The 17,684-nt window shown below is 44.8% G+C and carries 14 protein-coding genes and 1 other RNA gene; 3 read left to right on the top strand and 12 right to left on the bottom strand.

Features of this window, described 5'->3' with window-relative positions; genetic code table 11:
* Positions 1-86: 86 nt before the first annotated feature.
* From OCV61_RS01060 to OCV61_RS01040, 5 genes are all read right to left on the bottom strand, one after another.
* Complete coding sequence (locus OCV61_RS01060) at positions 87-2,237, bottom strand: RNA degradosome polyphosphate kinase (protein WP_158420206.1); 2,151 nt, start codon at positions 2,235-2,237, stop codon at positions 87-89.
* A gap of 11 nt (positions 2,238-2,248) precedes the next feature.
* Entirely contained in the window at positions 2,249-3,787 is a 1,539-nt protein-coding gene (locus OCV61_RS01055; RefSeq protein ID WP_158420205.1) for a Ppx/GppA phosphatase family protein, read from the bottom strand.
* 81 nt (positions 3,788-3,868) lie between these two features.
* The gene (locus tag OCV61_RS01050) at positions 3,869-5,182 is read right to left on the bottom strand and encodes an ATP-binding protein (RefSeq protein WP_158420204.1); all 1,314 of its coding nucleotides are present in this window, start codon (positions 5,180-5,182) and stop codon (positions 3,869-3,871) included.
* A 15-nt stretch (positions 5,183-5,197) separates the two neighbouring features.
* On the bottom strand, positions 5,198-6,328 hold the full coding sequence (gene pheA, locus OCV61_RS01045) for a prephenate dehydratase (protein WP_158420203.1): 1,131 nt from the start codon (positions 6,326-6,328) through the stop codon (positions 5,198-5,200).
* 8 nt (positions 6,329-6,336) lie between these two features.
* On the bottom strand, positions 6,337-7,650 hold the full coding sequence (locus OCV61_RS01040; RefSeq protein ID WP_158420202.1) for a bifunctional folylpolyglutamate synthase/dihydrofolate synthase: 1,314 nt from the start codon (positions 7,648-7,650) through the stop codon (positions 6,337-6,339).
* 178 nt (positions 7,651-7,828) lie between these two features.
* Here OCV61_RS01040 and OCV61_RS01035 point away from each other — a divergent pair, with 178 nt between their 5' ends.
* From OCV61_RS01035 to OCV61_RS01025, 3 genes are all read left to right on the top strand, one after another.
* Positions 7,829-8,215 carry a putative ABC transporter permease gene (locus OCV61_RS01035; RefSeq protein WP_158420201.1) on the top strand — a complete coding sequence of 129 codons (387 nt, stop codon included), beginning with the start codon at positions 7,829-7,831 and terminating at the stop codon, positions 8,213-8,215.
* Between the two features lie 86 nt (positions 8,216-8,301).
* Positions 8,302-9,225 (top strand): aspartate carbamoyltransferase, encoded by a 924-nt coding sequence (pyrB, locus tag OCV61_RS01030; protein WP_158420200.1) that lies wholly within the window; start codon positions 8,302-8,304, stop codon positions 9,223-9,225.
* Complete coding sequence (locus OCV61_RS01025; protein ID WP_158420199.1) at positions 9,219-9,656, top strand: aspartate carbamoyltransferase regulatory subunit; 438 nt, start codon at positions 9,219-9,221, stop codon at positions 9,654-9,656. Before pyrB ends, OCV61_RS01025 begins: the two co-directional genes overlap by 7 nt.
* A gap of 85 nt (positions 9,657-9,741) precedes the next feature.
* Here OCV61_RS01025 and rnpB read toward each other — a convergent pair.
* The 7 genes from rnpB to OCV61_RS00990 form a co-directional block, all read right to left on the bottom strand.
* An RNA gene (gene rnpB, locus OCV61_RS01020) (RNase P RNA component class A) lies at positions 9,742-10,088 on the bottom strand.
* Positions 10,089-10,139: 51 nt separating this feature from the next.
* A complete protein-coding gene (locus OCV61_RS01015) occupies positions 10,140-11,801 on the bottom strand; it encodes a nucleoside kinase (protein WP_262582571.1) in 1,662 nt (553 codons plus the stop codon).
* A 36-nt stretch (positions 11,802-11,837) separates the two neighbouring features.
* The gene (locus tag OCV61_RS01010; RefSeq protein WP_158420197.1) at positions 11,838-12,629 is read right to left on the bottom strand and encodes a Nif3-like dinuclear metal center hexameric protein; all 792 of its coding nucleotides are present in this window, start codon (positions 12,627-12,629) and stop codon (positions 11,838-11,840) included.
* Positions 12,616-13,317 (bottom strand): tRNA (adenine(22)-N(1))-methyltransferase, encoded by a 702-nt coding sequence (locus OCV61_RS01005; RefSeq protein WP_158420196.1) that lies wholly within the window; start codon positions 13,315-13,317, stop codon positions 12,616-12,618. The genes OCV61_RS01010 and OCV61_RS01005 overlap by 14 nt, the downstream gene beginning before the upstream one ends.
* A 13-nt stretch (positions 13,318-13,330) precedes the next feature.
* Positions 13,331-14,458, bottom strand: a complete 1,128-nt coding sequence (rpoD, locus tag OCV61_RS01000; protein ID WP_158420195.1) for an RNA polymerase sigma factor RpoD — start codon at positions 14,456-14,458, stop codon at positions 13,331-13,333.
* Between the two features lie 38 nt (positions 14,459-14,496).
* Positions 14,497-16,293 carry a DNA primase gene (gene dnaG, locus OCV61_RS00995; protein WP_158420194.1) on the bottom strand — a complete coding sequence of 599 codons (1,797 nt, stop codon included), beginning with the start codon at positions 16,291-16,293 and terminating at the stop codon, positions 14,497-14,499.
* A gap of 190 nt (positions 16,294-16,483) precedes the next feature.
* On the bottom strand, positions 16,484-17,494 hold the full coding sequence (locus tag OCV61_RS00990) for a deoxyguanosinetriphosphate triphosphohydrolase (RefSeq protein WP_158420193.1): 1,011 nt from the start codon (positions 17,492-17,494) through the stop codon (positions 16,484-16,486).
* Positions 17,495-17,684 lie beyond the last annotated feature (190 nt).

The following is a 17,684-nucleotide window of genomic DNA, read 5'->3' as shown; positions in this document are numbered from 1 at the left end:
TTTTTTTGTTCCAGAAACAATATCTACTTTTCAAAGTTCACTGCCAGAGTTTCGCTGGCATGATCAATCAGAATTCCGAGAGATCATTATTCAATATCTTCTGCCGGTTCTGCCGGAATAAATACACGTCCATGATCTGTTTTCTGCTTTTTCACAGCTTTAGCCTTATCTTCCGCTTCCTGACAAAAAATCATCTGAGAATTCACTTTTGCTTTTCCACGTCGATTCATCTTTTCATAGGTTCCGTCTGGCTGCAAGATATGCGCCTTTACATTGTCCTTAAACTCCACATCCAGGATATGCTTAATTTCTTTTTTAATCTCTTCATCCTCTACTGGGAATACGATCTCTACACGACGATCCAGGTTACGCGGCATCCAGTCTGCACTTCCCATAAAAATCTCTTCATTACCGCCATTATGGAAATAGAAAATACGACTGTGTTCCAGGAAATCTCCTACAATGGATCTTACATGGATATTCTCGCTTACTCCTGGCACTCCCACCTTCAGGCAGCAGATTCCTCTTACCAAAAGGTAGATCTGTACTCCGCAAGCAGAAGCCTGATACAGAGCTGCAATGATCTTGCGGTCACAAAGTGAATTCATCTTTGCCACAATAAAAGCCGGAATCCCCTTCTGTGCCATTTCCGCTTCCCTGTTGATAAGCTTCAAAAAACGATCCTTCATCCAGATCGGAGCTACAACCAGCCGGTTCCAGCTTTTTGGTTCTGAATATCCGGACAGCATATTAAATACAGCAGTTGCATCTTCCCCGTAACGTTCATCACAGGTAAAAATACCACAGTCCGTGTAAAGCTTTGCAGTAGAATCATTATAATTACCGGTAGCCAGATGCACATATCTGCGAATGCCTGTTTCTTCTCTACGCACCACAAGTGTGATCTTGCTGTGGGTTTTCAACCCTACCAGTCCATAAATAACATGGCAGCCTGCTTTTTCAAGCATTTTTGCCCATACAATATTATTCTCTTCATCAAACCTTGCCTTCAGCTCCACAAGTACAGATACCTGCTTGCCATTTTCTGCTGCCTGCGCAAGGGCTGCGATAATAGGGGAATTGCCGCTGACACGGTACAAAGTCTGCTTGATAGCCAGTACATCCGGATCCTTTGCAGCCTGGCGTACAAAATTAACTACAGGATCAAAGCTCATGTATGGATGATGAAGGAAAACATCTCCTTCACGGATCACCTGGAAAATATCTTTGTCGTTCTGGAAGGCTGGTACAGGAGCAGGCACATGCTTTTTCGCCTTGTACTCCTCATAGCCTTCCACACCGTAAACTTTCATCAGCATGGTAAGATCCAGCGGACCGTTAATATAAAAAATATCCTCATCCTTGATCTCAAACTCTGTTTTCAAGATATCCAGCAGTCTTTCATCTGTTTTTTCTTCTACTTCCATGCGAATCACTTCGCCCCACTGACGTTTCTTCAGCTGTTTCTGGATCTCAACCAGCAGATCCTCTGCTCCATCCTCATCAATGGTCAGGTCTGCATTACGCATGATCCTGTAAGGATGTGCACATACGACGTCATACCCCAGGAACAGCTCACCGATATTTTTCTCGATCACTTCTTCCAGAAGGATCACTGTTGTGTCGCTTTCTTTAACGGATGGGATCTGGATCACTCTCGGAAGCACGGATGGAACCTGCACAGTAGCAAATACAGTGGATTCTTTTCCTTTTTTCTTGTCCCTTTTGGAAATCAGTGCGCCAATATTTAATGTTTTATTCCGAATCAGCGGAAAGGGTCTGGAGGAATCCATAGCCATAGGAGTAAGCACAGGATATACATTATCTTCAAAATAGCGATCCACATACTCCTGTTGTTCCTGATTCAGATCCTCATGTCTTGCCATCAGATGAAATCCAGCCTTTTCCAGTGCCGGCAGAAGGGAACGGTTCAGAGTATTATACTGAACATTCACCAGTTCATGGGTCTGAGAGCTGATCTCCTTTAACTGTTCCTTTGGAGTCATTCCTGCAATATCTTTTTTCTCATAATCTGCATGTACCTGATCCTTCAAGGAAGCCACACGTACCATGTAAAACTCATCCAGATTTGAAGAAGTGATGCTTAAAAATTTCAGTCTTTCAAACAGAGGAAGGTTTTTGTCCCTGGCCTCACTGAGCACCCGGTCATCAAACTTTAGCCAGCTTAATTCACGATTCACATAATATTCCGGTTTTTCAAAATTTTTTTTATCCATGATGCTCTCCTCTACATTTTTCTTTTACGTCTGAGAACCAGGCGCACACCAAAGACTTCTTCAAAGAACTGCACCTTATCCTTAAGCAGTCCAAGTTCCAGGGAAATATCCTGATCTGAATCCACTACCAGCTGCAGCTCTCTTTCTTTTAATACCGCCTTGATCCCTTTTACCTTCTGGTAATGGCTTCTGTCCATAGCATTGGCAAGCCTTAAGATCGCTGTCAGCTTTGCGATCAGCAGGTACTGGCTTCTGTCCAGTCCTGTTTCTTCATCCTTTAGCATTTCATAAGAAACAAAATCCGTAGTATTATACCGCACTGCATTGGCAATAATCTTTCTTTCTTCTGTGGAAAGTCCAATGATCTCTGTAGCCATAATGATCCTATACGAACATTCTGCCACATCTCCCATGCTGATATACTTTCCGCAATCGTGCAGCTGAGCTGCGATCTGCAAAAGCAGCCGCTGCCTTGCTTCCATCCCATGGATCTTACGGATACTGTCAAAAATAGCAAGTGCTACATCCGTCGTACCCTGGATGTGGCTTTTGCTGGTAGAATACCGCTTTGCAATATTCCTGGAAGCCACCAGGATATCATTTTCAAAATTATGGCCGCTTTTAATAAATTTCTTCTTTTCTCCGAAATCATAGGCGATCCCGTCCAGCAGTGAAACCCCTGGAAGCCACAAAGACTCTGCATGAAATGCATCCATAAAATTCTTAAGGACTACTAATGTAGGCACGATCAGGGACGCAGATTCCTGATCAATATCCATATCCTCAGCCAGTACCTGTGCAGACTTATGTACGATCTGCTCATACCTGGTCATAAATTCTTCTTTTGTAATAATATTATCCTGCCGTTCTTCCCTGAAAATGGTATCTGTAAGGAAATCTCCCATAAGTATCACATTTCTGATATCCCGTTCTTTCAGATAAAGCCGTTCAAAACCAACCAGGTCATTTCGGATAAATTCCTCCACCAACTGGTCATAATGATTGCAAGACTTTTCCAGTTCACGAAGCCTTTCACGGATACGCAGACTTCCGATTTTAAGATTCTGGGTAGTAACAAGTGCATCCTTATCAAACAGGGAAACCTGCAGGCTTCCACCGCCCACATCCAGAATCGCAGTGCCCTTCTGGATGATCTTTTTAAATCCCGTTTCAATGGCAGCAATGGACTTATATCCAAGGAAATGCTGTTCCGCATTACTAAGTACCTCTATACGTATCCCTGTCCGCCGGTATATCTGCTCGATCACGATCAGCGGATTTTTCAATTCACGGAATGCACTGGTAGCACAGGCTCTCCATTCTTCCACGCCGAACTCTGCCATGATCCGTTTGAAATCGATGAGCACTTCGCAGATGGAATCTACCATCTCCATGCTTAAGGTACCTGTAGAATATACCGTTTTTCCCGGTTCCAGCCGAAATCGAACATCATCCAGTTCCCGGAAACCGATCCTTTTTGACAGTTCAAATATCCTCATGCTTACTTCATATGAACCAATATCTATGGCTGCAAAAGTAGTAACTGCCATTCTTTGCTCCTTCCTGCCCCTGAGGGGACCCGTTCACTTTTATTTACCATGTCAGAGATCATCCCTGAAAGTGCCTTTGCTTTATTCATCCACAGGTTTGCCAAGCAGATAATCAATAAACTGCTGCGCAGTCCGCCCTGTAAGTCCTCCATGGGAAAGCTCCCATTTGTTGGCCTCCAGCATAAGCTGGTCTTCCGGCATATGCACCCCATTCCTTTCGGCCAGAACTCTTACAATATTCTGGAATGCCTTTTTGTCCGGAGCCCCGAAATAGATCCGTACCCCAAACCTGTATACAAGAGAAAGCTTCTCCTGTACGGTATCTGAGGAATGAAGATCGTCATCCGGTGCGATTTCCAGCTTATCCGTTGATTTCTCTTTTACAAGGTGACGGCGGTTGCTGGTTGCATAGATCAGGATATTATCCGGCTTCTTCTCAAGGCCTCCCTCGATCACTGCCTTCAGATATTTGTATTCAATCTCAAATTCCTCAAAAGAAAGATCATCCATATATAAAATAAATTTATAATTTCTATTCTTGATCTGGGCGATCACATCATTCAGATCCTGAAACTGGTGCTTGTACACCTCAATGATCCGAAGCCCCTCATCATAATATTTGTTCAGGATTCCTTTGATACTGGAAGATTTGCCGGTTCCTGCATCACCAAACAGAAGGCAGTTGTTGGCTTTTCTTCCTCTTACAAAGGCTTCTGTATTCTCGATCAGCTTCTGCTTAGGGATCTGGTAGCCTACCAGATCTTCAAGCTTCACATGGGCAATCCTTGTAATAGGTACGATCCTTGCCCCTTCCCCATCTACATGCTCAATACGGAAGGCCTTATGAAGCCCCAGCTTTCCAACACCAAAGTCCTTGTAAAACTGCACCATATCCTTCATAAACTCTTCTGTGGTTGCAGCTGCAGCAAGGGTCTTGCTCATATCACAGATTCGATCCCGGATCCTTTGATTAAACATTTTACTGTTGCCGTTAATATTCTCATAATCCTTAAGGCTTTGGCAGCAGGTAGTATGAAATACCCGGTCAAATACCTGAAGGTCAAAATCATAAAGTTCTTTAAAAATCCGGAAATCATGAAGTGCCAGCTGATTGATGCTGCCCTCCACAGCACCTCTAATCTCACAGGCTGTGCTAAATGCATTTTCATGATTTACCAGAAGAAAAGTAAGGTAATTGTGCCAGAGATTTCCGGAAAAGCCATACATACCGGCCATTTCCACAAGACCGCCTACACTTTTATAAAAAATATCTTTTTCTTCCTCAAATTCCTTTTCTCCTGTCAGTTCATATCTATCTATCAAAAAGGTAATCTGTTTTAAGATCTCACCATTTTCAAAATCCCTGTAAAGGATACATTCCTCAATTCTTGCCATTTTTAAATCCCTCTTTTAATAATTTCCAAGTATACGCAGCATATTCGCTTCTGAACGAATCCCCATCAATGCATTTTTCACTGCGCTGTCCTGAAGGTTGCCGTCAAAATCCACAAAAAACCGGTACTGCCAGTTCTTGTCCGGAATCGGCCTAGATTCGATCTTAGTCATATTCAGCCCATTATATATAATATGAGAAAGCATATTGTACAGAGCACCGCTTTCATGCTCAGCTTCAAAGCAGATGCTGATCCTGGAAGCGTTCTTTACATACACCGGCTTTCTTCCAAGAATAATAAATCTGGTGGCATTCCCATCATTCTTACACACATTCTTGGCAAGCACCTTCAGTCCAAATAGCTCTCCCGCTTCACGGCTGGCAATAGCAGCCTGGGAAACCAACTGTTCTTCGCTGACTTTCTTTGCTGAAGCCGCTGTATTTCCAGCCTTCACCTGTTTCCAGCAAGGATGCTCATCTAAAAATGCCTTACACTGGGCAAGTCCCTGTGGGTGTGAATATACCGTCTGTATATCTTCAAGCTGTGCATTGGACAGTCCCAGAAGCACATGCTCCACCCGGATGATCTGCTCTCCTGCTATATAAAGCTGGTATTCCATCAGAAGATCATAAATATCTGCCACAATCCCTGCTGTGGAATTCTCGATAGGAAGGACTGCATAATCTGCTCTGCCCTCTGACACCTCTTCCATTGCATCCTTAAAGGTTTTCACATGGTAGCTCTTTATATTTTCTTTAAAGTAAGCACGCATTGCCCCGTAACTATAGGCTCCCTCCACACCCTGAAACACTACAGTTACTCCTTCTCTTGGAAGCTCCTGGATCTGTTCAAAACCGTTGCTGCCTCCAATGCCATTCTGGGTAAGCAGCTGATACTGTCTCTTCCTGCTGATGGCCATGATCAGCTTAAACAGCTCTCCTGTACCCATTGCATTAAAGGAAGTATGTGCCTTTGCCTTTACTCCATCTATCTTTATCTTCTCCCGTTCCGGATCAAGTACCTGTTTGCCTGTCTGTATCTTATATCTAGCCACCTTTTCGCAGACTTCCATCCTTTCTTCAAAAAGGCGTACAATCTCATTGTCTATCCTGTCAATTTCATGACGATATTGTTGTAAATCAGTCATATTTTCTATCAATTTCCTCTTTCCGTTGTCTTATATTGCTTTACAGCCTCTGTAAGAACTCCGATAAAGGACAACGATCCAAATGCAAGGATCACATCCTTTGGTCCTGCTGCCTGAAAAGCCTGTGCTACTGCATCACTAATATGATCACAGGCTGTTACATCCGGATGAAATTCCCTGGCCATATCCGCCAGTTCACCGGAGGGAAGTGCCCTCTCATTGTCCGGAGTCTGAATGGTAAACACTTGCTGTGCAAATGGAAGTGTTTTGGAAAGTACACTCCTGCAGTCCTTATCTCTGAACATGCCCATAATGTAGATCAGCTTCTGTCCTTCATTTTTCCTCATAAAGTAATGCCGAATGGTCTCTGCCATCATATCAGCGGCTCCCGGATTATGTGCCCCGTCCACGATCATCAGCGGATCCTTGTGGATCACTGTAAAACGGCCTTTCCAGCTAGCTGCCAGAAGTCCTTCCTTTCTCTCCTTCAGACTGGTAGGATAACCAAGCTCTTCCAAAAGTTCCAAAGCTTTTAATGCAAGCACACTGTTTTCTTTCTGATAAACTCCTGCCAGGGAAATCCTGTATTCCTCTCCCTTCAGCCAGAAGCTTTGTCCCCAGATCCCTTCTTCCGTGATCTGCGCCTCACTGCTGTCTGCATACACAAAAGGAATCTCCATCTTTTTACATCTTTCCTTAAGTGCTGCCTCTGCCTCCGGTTTTTGTTTCACGGTGATCATAGGGCATCCTTTTTTGATGATCCCTGCTTTTTTCTCTGCGATTTCCCTCAGGGTGCTGCCAAGAAATCCCATATGATCCATGCTGATGGAAACAATTATGGACAGTACCGGCCGTTTAATGATGTTGGTCGCATCCAGATCGCCGCCCATTCCTACTTCTAGCAGTACAATATCACAGTTTTCTTTTTTAAAATATAAAAAAGCGGCAGCGGTTTCAATTTCAAAAGGGGTTGGATGAGGCAGGCCTTCCCTGGTCATTTCCCGGATCACTTCCGAAATCTCAGTCACACACTCCGCAAATTCTTCACAGGTAATTCTCTCCCCACAGATCTCAAGACGCTCACGATAAGAATAAAGGGTTGGGGAAACATAGCGTCCTACACGATATCCTGCCTTTCCAAGGACAGAATACAGATATGCAATAACAGATCCTTTGCCGTTGGTACCAGCCACATGGATAACCTTCAGGCTGTCCTGGGGATTACCAAGACGTTTCATCATCTCATACATATTATCAAGGCCGAGAACACTTCCATATCTCTCTGCATCCTTAATATATGCACGGCTTTCACCATAGTCCATCTCTACTGCTCCTCTAATGTATTATAAAAGTCCCGGACAGCAGCCACGCCTGTATAAGCAGGTGCATGGATATTGGACGGGCCAGATTTTCATATTATTATATCCTACACGTATTAATTTTTCAAGGCAGGCAATACTAGTTTCATGTAAAATAATTGTAAAATAGGTGTCAGATCATATGAAAAAAAATTTTATTCTTTGCGGGCTTACAGGCTGGTGCCTGGAAATTTTCTGGACAGGCCTTCATGCATTTTTACAAGGTGAAACCACTATGATAGGAAAAACCTCCCTGCTGATGTTTCCTATTTATGGCTGTGCCTCTGTAATCCCAATTGTCTATCAAAGGATCTCCCGCATCCCAACAGCCTGCAGAGGTCTTGTATATACAGCAGGGATTTTCTTCACAGAGTTTACCAGCGGCAGCATTCTGAAGCATTTTCATATGTGCCCCTGGAATTACAATGATGCTCCTCTTCAGTACAAAGGACTGATCCGTCTGGATTATGCCCCATTATGGTTTATCACAGGTCTTCTCTTTGAAAAAATACTTACAAAACCATCTTGAAAAAATCATCTAAGTATTATATTATAGACCGAAAGGATTTTAGAAAAAAACCTGTTACAAATCACGATCATACATGGAGGTATGAAATGAGACATTTAATGAGTCCGCTGGATCTGTCCACCGAAGAACTTGAAAAAATTCTGGATCTGGCCAGCGATATTGAGAAGGATCCTAAGAAATATGCACATCTGTGTGATGACAAGCGTCTTGCCACTCTTTTTTATGAGCCAAGCACACGTACACGATTAAGCTTTGAAGCAGCCATGATGAATCTTGGCGGCAAGGTCCTTGGTTTCTCATCTGCTGATTCCAGTTCCGCATCCAAGGGAGAAAGTGTTGCTGATACTATCAGGGTTGTTTCCTGTTATGCAGATATTTGTGCGATGCGCCATCCTAAAGAGGGAGCTCCTCTTGTTGCTTCTCTTGCATCTAACATTCCTGTGATCAACGCCGGTGATGGCGGTCATCAGCATCCCACTCAGACATTAACTGACCTGCTTACCATTCGTTCCCTTCATGGACGTCTTGACAACCTTACCATCGGTCTGTGTGGGGATCTGAAATTCGGACGTACTGTACACTCTCTTATTGAAGCACTGGTACGTTACAAAAATGTCAGATTTATCCTGATCTCCCCAGAAGAGCTGCGGATCCCCAGCTATATCCGCGAAGATGTTCTGAAGCGAAATAACATTGAGTTCCAGGAGGTAGAACGTCTGGAGGAAGCTATTCCTGCACTGGATATCCTGTACATGACCCGTGTGCAGAAGGAGCGTTTCTTCAACGAAGAAGATTATGTACGCATGAAAGACTTCTATATTCTGGACAAGGCAAAGCTGGAGCTTGCCAAAGAAGATATGTACATACTTCATCCTCTTCCACGAGTAAATGAGATCGCAGTGGAGGTTGACTCCGATCCAAGAGCAGCTTATTTCAAACAGGTCCAGTACGGCGTTTATGTCCGCATGGCTCTGATTCTCACATTACTGGAGGTAGAATTACCATGTTAAATGTAGGTGCACTTCGTGAAGGTTACGTATTAGACCATATCAAAGCAGGAAAGGCAATGACCATCTACCATGACCTGAAGCTTGACAAGCTTGACTGTACAGTAGCGATTATCAAGAATGCCCGCAGTAACAAAATGGGCAAAAAGGACATCATCAAGGTTGAATGCCCTATCGAGAAGCTTGACCTTGATATTCTTGGTTTTATTGACCACAATATTACAGTTAATATCATTAAAGATGAGAAGATTGTTCAGAAAAAAGAGCTTCGTCTTCCAAAGCAGGTAGTAAATGTGATCCGCTGTAAGAATCCCCGCTGCATTACTTCTATCGAGCAGGGGCTTGACCAGGTATTTGTACTGGCTGATGAAGAAAAAGAGGTCTACCGCTGCAAATACTGTGAAGAGAAATATTCCGGACACAGAAATAAATAAGATGATTTCCATAAAACAAAACTACAGCCTCGGGTCCATGGATCCGGGGCTGCTGCTATTTATAAAAAATAATTTGTTATTTTACTGCGTAAGTAAACCTATAAGCCGGGTTATGTCTTGGGTAATCATCTATCTAGGCCATCCGTTACCGAATGGCTCAAGCGGCCCACCTGAAAGCACGACGGGCAGCCGTATCGCTTTCTTCTCGGCCTTGCTTCAAATGGAGTTTACATGTGCCCGTCCTGTTACCAGGCCGGCGGTAGTCTCTTACACTGCCTTTCCACCCTTACCGGAAAACCGGCGGTTTATTTCTGTTGCACTGGTCTGGGAGTTGCCTCCACCGGACGTTATCCGGCATCCTGCCCTGTGAAGCCCGGACTTTCCTCGTCTGAACCCTTTCGTCTGTCCAGCCGCGATTACCTGGTCTGCTTACGCAAATGCTATTCTAGCATGGTTTTTTCTATGTGTAAAGCCCAAAATCACTTACACATTAAAACAGCTGCCGCCAATAAACTCCCTGAGTATGGAATTGTTGGGGATTTCTTCACTGGGCACTGCCACAAAATAGTCCAGGAACTTCAACAAACGGTTGGCTTCCAAGTACTCCGGCTCCCCTTTCTTAATGCCAAATAGAAGAGGCTCTGCATAAACTTTCAGACATGCCAGTTCATAGATCAGAGCAGAGTTAAACATAACATCCGCCCCTTCCTGGAACGGAAAAATATTCTGCTCCTCTCCTCTTCGCACAGAGGGCCATCTGGCAATGGTCTCCTTTGCAGAAGTACCTCGGGTTCTTGCATCCCGAACGATCCTTCGGATCAGACGTCCGTCAGTGGTGGCGATCCGATTGTGCTCATCCACATTCAACTGAGTCAGTGCACTGATATAGATCTTAAACTTGCTTTCTGATGGAAGTGCATAGCTTAACCTGTCATTTAATCCATGAATCCCCTCAATCACCAGAATATCCCCTTTCCCCAGCTGCAGATAGTCCCCTTTATACTCTCTCTGCCCTGTTTTGAAATTGAATACAGGCATTTCTACCCGTTTTCCCGCAAGCAATGCAAGCATATCTTTGTTAAACTGCTCTACATCAAGGGCTTCCAGACATTCATAATTCTTTTCCCCGTATTCATCTACAGGAGTATCCTCTCTGTTTACAAAATAATTATCTACAGCAATGGGATGAGGATTCAGCCCATGTGCAGAAAGCTGTATGGAAAGCCTGTGGGAAAAGGTGGTCTTGCCGGAAGAAGAAGGTCCGGCGATCATTACAAACTTCTTATCTCCGGCAGTGACGATCTGCCTGGCGATCTCAGAAATCTTAGACTCCTGCAGCGCCTCCTGGATCAAAAGGATCTGACGCAGACCTTTAACAACAATCTGGTCATTCAGTTCCCCAACAGTGGAAATATCCAGCCGGTCTCCCCATTCCTCGGAAATCTTCTGCACCTGAAAAAGCTTATCTTTAGGTACAAACTCTGGGATCTGATCTGGAGCCTGTGCTTCCGGAAGCATAAGAACGATGCCATCCTTATATAAAACCAGGTCAAAATACTGTATATATCCAGTATTGCATGCCATAAAACCGTAATAATAATCTTCAAAATTTTCAATACTGTAGATATTCACCTTGGATACACGACGATATCGGAACAATTTCTCTTTATCATACATGCCATGTTTGTGAAATAATTCAATGGCCTCATCTGTCCCAACGCTTCTTTTCATGATCGGGATCTTTGCATCAACAAGCTGATGCATCCGTGCTTTTACCTGATCCAGAAACTGCTGATCCGCCTGCTGCTTGCCGGAAATGGTAAAATAATAGCCTGCTCCAATGGAATAATGAAGCACTGCCTTTTTTATATTTTCTTTGCCGGCCACATCATAAACTGCTTTCAGAAAGATCATACAGGCACTGCGCCTGTATGCATGGTTCCCGATATTTTCTCTGGTTGTGACAAAGCGCAGGGTGCAGTCCCTGTTTACTTTTTTGTGAAGCTCTTTCAGTTTTCCATTTGAAACTACAAGGATCACAGGTGCTTTCTCATCTGCCGGGTATTCTTTAACAATATCCATATAGGAAATTCCCTTTGGATATTCCTTTACGGTTTCGTTTATGGTTACTTTTACTGTTTCCATGTATAGCACCTCCATTTCTATGGCATGCTGATGGTATCACAAATCTGCCATCAGGGTATAGGGACACTGAACCTTTGCACATGTTACCTTCAGCCCGTCAAATACTTCCTGTATTCTTTTTTTCATGGCATCCATGAAAATGTACTCTGTACCATAATGACCTGCATCGATCACTGCCAAACCAGCCTGCAATGCATCAATCCCTGAATGATGATCAATATCTCCAGTCACATACACATCTGCTCCTGCTGCCAGTGCATCCGAAATCATGCTTTTTCCGGATCCTGTGCAAACAGCAGCCCTCTTTACAGGCATGTTTAGATCTCCGTACACTCTCACATCCTTTAGCTTTAAAGATGTTTTGATAAAACCTGCGTATTCTCCAAGGCTCATCTCTTTTGGAAGATTGCCTGCTCTTCCAAATCCCTGTGTTCCATCCAAGCCGTCCTCTGTCACAGACAAAACGCTGGTCTGTGAAATACCAATATATTCTGCACTTAGATCTGCCATTCCAAGAATATCATAATTTGTATGCATAGCATAATAAGGAATATCCTCCTGGATCAGCCGGATCACCTTTCTGCCTGTAAAATCATGGGTATTGATCTTTTTCAGGCCTGAAAAGATCATAGGATGATGAGTAATGATCATATCTGCACCGCAGGAAACAGCTTCCTCCAGCACGCGGTCTGTAAGATCCAGCGCAAGAAAAATATGCGAAATTTCTTTCTGGTCATCTCCCACCAAAAGTCCTACATTATCCCAGTCCTCTGCTGCCGAAGAAGGAAACTCCTTCTCCAGCCAGTCCGTCAGTTCACTTGCTTTCATATCTTGTAAGCGCAGCCATTAAAAGCTGCTTTTCCTCCTCTACCTCTGCTTTTCGCTCCCTGGCGCCTTCTCCTGCATCCACCAGCTTCTCCAGGATCTTCTTACGGATCCCAAGCTCTCTTTGCAAATATAACTTAAGCACCGGATGCCTGGCTTCTAAAAGAAATTTACCAAAGGCCTCTTCTTCCCTTGTCCAAGGAACACATCCTTCTATGCTCCTGGTCACACGCATCATAGGATAAAATTTGCCATCCTCAAGGATCAGCTCCTCTTCCCGGATCTCCCAGCCCTGTTCCCGGATAAAATGCCGGAAATGACACACATCCGACTGAGGCTGCAGGATCAGCTCCTGGAAAGAATCAAGCACCTGTTTTCCCTCTGTCAGGATCCGTTCCATCAAAGGACCTCCCATCCCTGCGATCACCAAGGTATCTCCCTCTCCGGCCTTTAGTGCAGACAAGCCATCAGAAAGACGAAGTTCTATGTAATCTGAAACCCCGTACTGCTGCACATGCTCCTTTGCCCGAAGCAACGGGCCTTTTCTCACGTCCATGGCGATCGCAGAAGGGATCTTTTTATTCAAAACCAGGTACACCGGCAGATATCCATGATCACATCCCACATCTACCAGCCGGTTGCCGCCATGCACCATTTTACTGATGGCAGCCAAACGTAAAGACAACTGCATACGCTTCTCCTGATCAATCCAAATAATCTTTTAATTTACGGCTGCGGCTTGGGTGGCGAAGCTTTCTAAGGGCCTTTGCCTCGATCTGGCGGATACGCTCTCTGGTAACATTAAACTCTTTGCCAACCTCTTCCAATGTTCTTGCACGGCCGTCATCCAATCCGAAACGAAGTCTAAGCACTTTCTGCTCTCTTTCGGTAAGGGTTCCCAGAACTTCTACCAGCTGCTCCTTAAGAAGGGTGAAGGCTGCTGCATCTGCAGGAACAGGCACATTATCATCCTGAATAAAATCACCCAGATGACTGTCCTCTTCCTCACCGATTGGTGTCTCCAAAGATACCGGTTCCTGGGAAATCTTCAGAATCTCACGCACTCGTTCTACAGACATGTCCATCTCTTCTGCAATCTCTTCCGGGGTAGGTTCCCGTCCCAGCTCCTGAAGCAGCTGTCTGGAAACACGGATCAGCTTGTTAATGGTCTCTACCATGTGAACAGGAATACGGATAGTTCTTGCCTGGTCTGCAATGGCTCTGGTGATCGCCTGACGGATCCACCAGGTAGCATACGTACTGAACTTATAGCCTTTTCTGTAGTCAAATTTCTCAACTGCCTTGATCAGTCCAAGATTTCCCTCCTGGATCAGATCAAGGAACAGCATTCCCCGACCTACATAACGCTTTGCAATACTGACCACAAGACGCAGGTTAGCCTCTGCCAGTCTTTTCTTAGCATCTTCATCTCCCTGTTCCATTTTTTTTGCCAGTTCGATTTCCTCTTCTGCTGTAAGAAGAGGCACTTTGCCGATCTCTTTCAGATACATGCGGACCGGATCCTCAATGCTTACCCCTTCAGGTACAGAAAGGTCGATCTTGTCCAATTCCACTTCTTCCTCATCATCCAGGCCGTCAATATCCACATCATCATCAAGGATCATGTCTTCTCCGCTGTTTCCAGTGATACGGAGAACATCTACACCACTGGCCTCCAGAAAATCAAAAACCTTTTCCATCTGATCCACATCCAGTGGCTGGTCTTTGAAAAAGTCACTGATTTCCTGATATTCCAGCACATTTTTTTTCTTTTTTGCAAGTTCCAGAAGCTCTACAAGTTTCTCACTGAATTTGCCCATATTCATTTCCATAGGTGTTTTAACCTCCATATAGTGTTTATATTTTATCCTTATTCAAAGGAAATATGCAGCTGCTGTCTTTTTCTTCCCAGATCCTCCAGTTCCTTCTTGGCCTTTACAAGTTCTTGCAACCCAGCCATGTCTGTAGGATCCCAGTTTTTATTTTTTTCTGCAAGACTTTCCTGCTTAATACGGATCAGAGTGTCGCTAAATGCCCGTTCCTGCTCTTCCATTGTTTCCAGATGGATGGTTGCATTAAAAAGTGATGCTACCTCTCGCTGCTCTTCGCTGTCAGTAAAGCTGTTCAGCAGCCGTGCCGGATTCACATCTCCCTGGGCATGCTGTTCAAAAAGCATTTCTGCCACTTCATGATATAAAGGAACGATAAAATCCCCCGGAGACAGATATTTCTCAACTGTATCAAAAATCCCCGGATAAGTTACAAGCCAGGTCAGCATCAGTTTCTGAGCCTTATCTGCTGCAGATTCCTTCTTCTGTGCCTGACGGGCTTCCACAGTCTTTGGCTGCTGCCGCTGCTCTATAGGCGTTCCCTTCATAGCCAGGGTATTTACTCTTTTGCGGAGATCCTCCACGCTGATCCCATATCTGTGATACTGCCTGACAATGGCTTCTATGTAAAGATTCCGCTCAAGCTCATCCGATAACTCCAGAAGAAGACGTGCACACCGTTCAAAGAAACGATTCTGTCCCTGCGGCTCCTCCATAGGGAACTCCTTCTCTGATACGCTCACCCGGAACATAAAGCTGTCTCTTGCCTGATCCAGTCTCTGCTGAAAGGCCTCTGCTCCTTCTGTCTTGATAAATTCATCCGGATCCTTGTGAGGCTTCAGATCCACAACTCTGGAATTGATCCCTGCTTCCCGCAATATGGGAATGGCACGTAATGCTGCCTTCACTCCTGCCTCATCACTGTCATACAAAAGCAGCACCTCCTGGGTGTAGCGCTTTAGAAGGCTGGCGTGCCCGGAAGTAAGCGAGGTTCCAAGGGACGCCACTGCGTTGGTAAAGCCTGACTGATGCATGGAGATCACATCCATATAACCTTCGCACAGGATCAGATATGGCTTTCTGGATGTACGAGCCACATTCAGCCCATACAGGTTACGGCTTTTGTCAAAGATCTTTGTCTCCGGGGAATTCAAGTACTTGGGCTTTCCATCTCCCATGACCCTGCCACCAAAACCAATCACCCGGTTATTCACATCCATAATTGGGAAAATAACTCGGTTCCAGAATTTGTCATACATTCCATGACGCTCATCCACATTAAACAGACCGCTGTCCCGCAGCTGATCGTCACCATATCCCTTGCCTTTCAGAAATTTGTAAAGGTCATCGCTGAACTTGTCCGAGTACCCAAGGCCAAATTTCCGGATGGTTTCATCACTTAATCCTCTGTCCGTAAGATATCGATAACCGATCTGTCCGCTTTCTCTGCGAAGCTGATAATAAAAATACTGGGCAGCCTGCCGGTTGATCTCAAGAAGAGTCTCCCTCTGCTTTGCCTTTTCCCTGGCTTCGCTGGAATATTCGATCCTTGGAAGCTGTACCCCCGCCCGGTCTGCCAGATGGGAAAGAGCCTCACCAAAGGAATAATTCTCATATTCCATTACAAAATTAAATACGTTTCCTCCTGCACCACAACCAAAGCAGTAATACATCTGCTTGGATGGCGTAACAGAAAAGGAAGGCGTTTTCTCATTGTGGAATGGACACAGTCCAAAATAAGAGCTGCCTTTCCTGGTAAGTTTCACATATTGTGAAACCACATCCACAATATCATTTTTCATCCTGACTTCTTCAATAATATCGTCAGAATATCGCATGTGCATCCTCCTCTATATTCAAGAATGCCTCGGCATTCTTGCTGCGAGGTGCGCGTCGTGCAATTGCACGACTCACTTCTACTGCGCACCTCTGCAATCCTGCCGGAGGCTATATCAGCTGGGGGATTGACTCCCACCACTGATACAAGCTTGTTTCTCACCACCTATAGAGGTGGGAGTCATCTCCCAGCTAATATACTTCCCATGCTTTCGGAATATATATTTCCCGGAACTTTTCCATGGAATACTGGTCTGTCATCCCTGCAAGATAATCGCATACAGCCTGAGCCACAGACTCCTGCTTCCTGCTGATCAGCTCCCTGTATTCACCAGACATAGCTTCCGGATGTTCTATATAATACTGATATAATTCAGTAAGCATCTTGATTGCCTTGGATTCTTCTTTCTTTGCTACAGGATTCAGGTAAACATCCTGGAACATGATGCTGCGAAGATCCATCATTGCCTCCTGTACCTGAGGCGACATACTGATCGCCGGACGGTCCAGGCTGTTCTCAATAATATCATGTACAAAGGTGTTCAGCCTCTCACGTGTGGTATACCCAAGAAACATCCTAAGTGTAACTGGCAGATCATCCTCTGTCAGAATCCCAGCTCTTTGGGCATCATCCATATCATGATGGATATAGGCGACCTTATCAGCAAAGCGCACCACCTGTCCCTCCAGTGTGGAAGGATGACCGCTGGTACGATGATTTAGGATCCCATCCCTGGTCTCCCAGGTCAGATTCAGTCCTTCCCCATTCTTCTCCAGAAGTTCTACCACCCGAAGACTCTGACTGCAATGCTCAAATCCTCCTGGATGTACCTGGTTTAGTGCGCGCTCTCCTGCATGACCGAAAGGTGTATGGCCCAGATCATGACCCAGGGCAATGGCCTCCACCAGATCCTCATTCAGCCGCAATGCCTTTGCAATGGTACGTGCGATCTGCGATACCTCCAGAGTATGGGTAAGCCGGTTCCTGTAGTGATCTCCCTGCGGCGCAAGAAAAACCTGTGTCTTGTCCTTCATCCTGCGGAAAGCCTTGCAGTGCAGGATCCGGTCCCTGTCTCTTTGATAAACAGTTCGCACATCACATTCTTCTTCCGGTCTGCCACGCCCCCTGGAATCACCGCTTAGAGCAGCATAAGGGCTTAAAAGCTCCCGTTCTCTTTGTTCCATGCTCTCTCTGATATTCATCCAATTTCCTCCACAGAACAACCATGTGCCCGGCAGCACATCCCCTCTGCCGGATCAACTGAGACAAACCTCTTATTAATTATATTCTACACAAAATTGCAAATTCCTCTTTTTTTCAAAAAAATCTTGAAAATTATTTTATTTTTTCAAAAAAGCTGTTGACTTTCCATAGGGCTTTTGATATACTACG

It is taken from the genome of Blautia ammoniilytica (genome assembly GCF_025566965.1).
Lineage (GTDB): Bacteria > Bacillota > Clostridia > Lachnospirales > Lachnospiraceae > Blautia_A > Blautia_A ammoniilytica.
The sequence above is the reverse complement of the archived record's forward strand: the minus strand, read 5'-3'. Positions and strand labels throughout refer to the sequence as shown.

Coding starts and splice junctions, on each gene's coding strand:
- OCV61_RS01025 (WP_158420199.1), top strand. CDS start 9,219: ATGTTAAATGTAGGTGCACTTCGTGAAGGTTACGTATTAGACCATATC.
- OCV61_RS01010 (WP_158420197.1), bottom strand. CDS start 12,629: ATGAAAGCAAGTGAACTGACGGACTGGCTGGAGAAGGAGTTTCCTTCT.
- OCV61_RS01015 (WP_262582571.1), bottom strand. CDS start 11,801: ATGGAAACAGTAAAAGTAACCATAAACGAAACCGTAAAGGAATATCCA.
- OCV61_RS01005 (WP_158420196.1), bottom strand. CDS start 13,317: ATGCAGTTGTCTTTACGTTTGGCTGCCATCAGTAAAATGGTGCATGGC.
- OCV61_RS01060 (WP_158420206.1), bottom strand. CDS start 2,237: ATGGATAAAAAAAATTTTGAAAAACCGGAATATTATGTGAATCGTGAA.
- dnaG (WP_158420194.1), bottom strand. CDS start 16,293: ATGCGATATTCTGACGATATTATTGAAGAAGTCAGGATGAAAAATGAT.
- OCV61_RS01055 (WP_158420205.1), bottom strand. CDS start 3,787: ATGGCAGTTACTACTTTTGCAGCCATAGATATTGGTTCATATGAAGTA.
- pheA (WP_158420203.1), bottom strand. CDS start 6,328: ATGACTGATTTACAACAATATCGTCATGAAATTGACAGGATAGACAAT.
- OCV61_RS00990 (WP_158420193.1), bottom strand. CDS start 17,494: ATGAATATCAGAGAGAGCATGGAACAAAGAGAACGGGAGCTTTTAAGC.
- OCV61_RS01040 (WP_158420202.1), bottom strand. CDS start 7,650: ATGGACTATGGTGAAAGCCGTGCATATATTAAGGATGCAGAGAGATAT.
- OCV61_RS01050 (WP_158420204.1), bottom strand. CDS start 5,182: ATGGCAAGAATTGAGGAATGTATCCTTTACAGGGATTTTGAAAATGGT.
- OCV61_RS01035 (WP_158420201.1), top strand. CDS start 7,829: ATGAAAAAAAATTTTATTCTTTGCGGGCTTACAGGCTGGTGCCTGGAA.
- rpoD (WP_158420195.1), bottom strand. CDS start 14,458: ATGGAAATGAATATGGGCAAATTCAGTGAGAAACTTGTAGAGCTTCTG.
- pyrB (WP_158420200.1), top strand. CDS start 8,302: ATGAGACATTTAATGAGTCCGCTGGATCTGTCCACCGAAGAACTTGAA.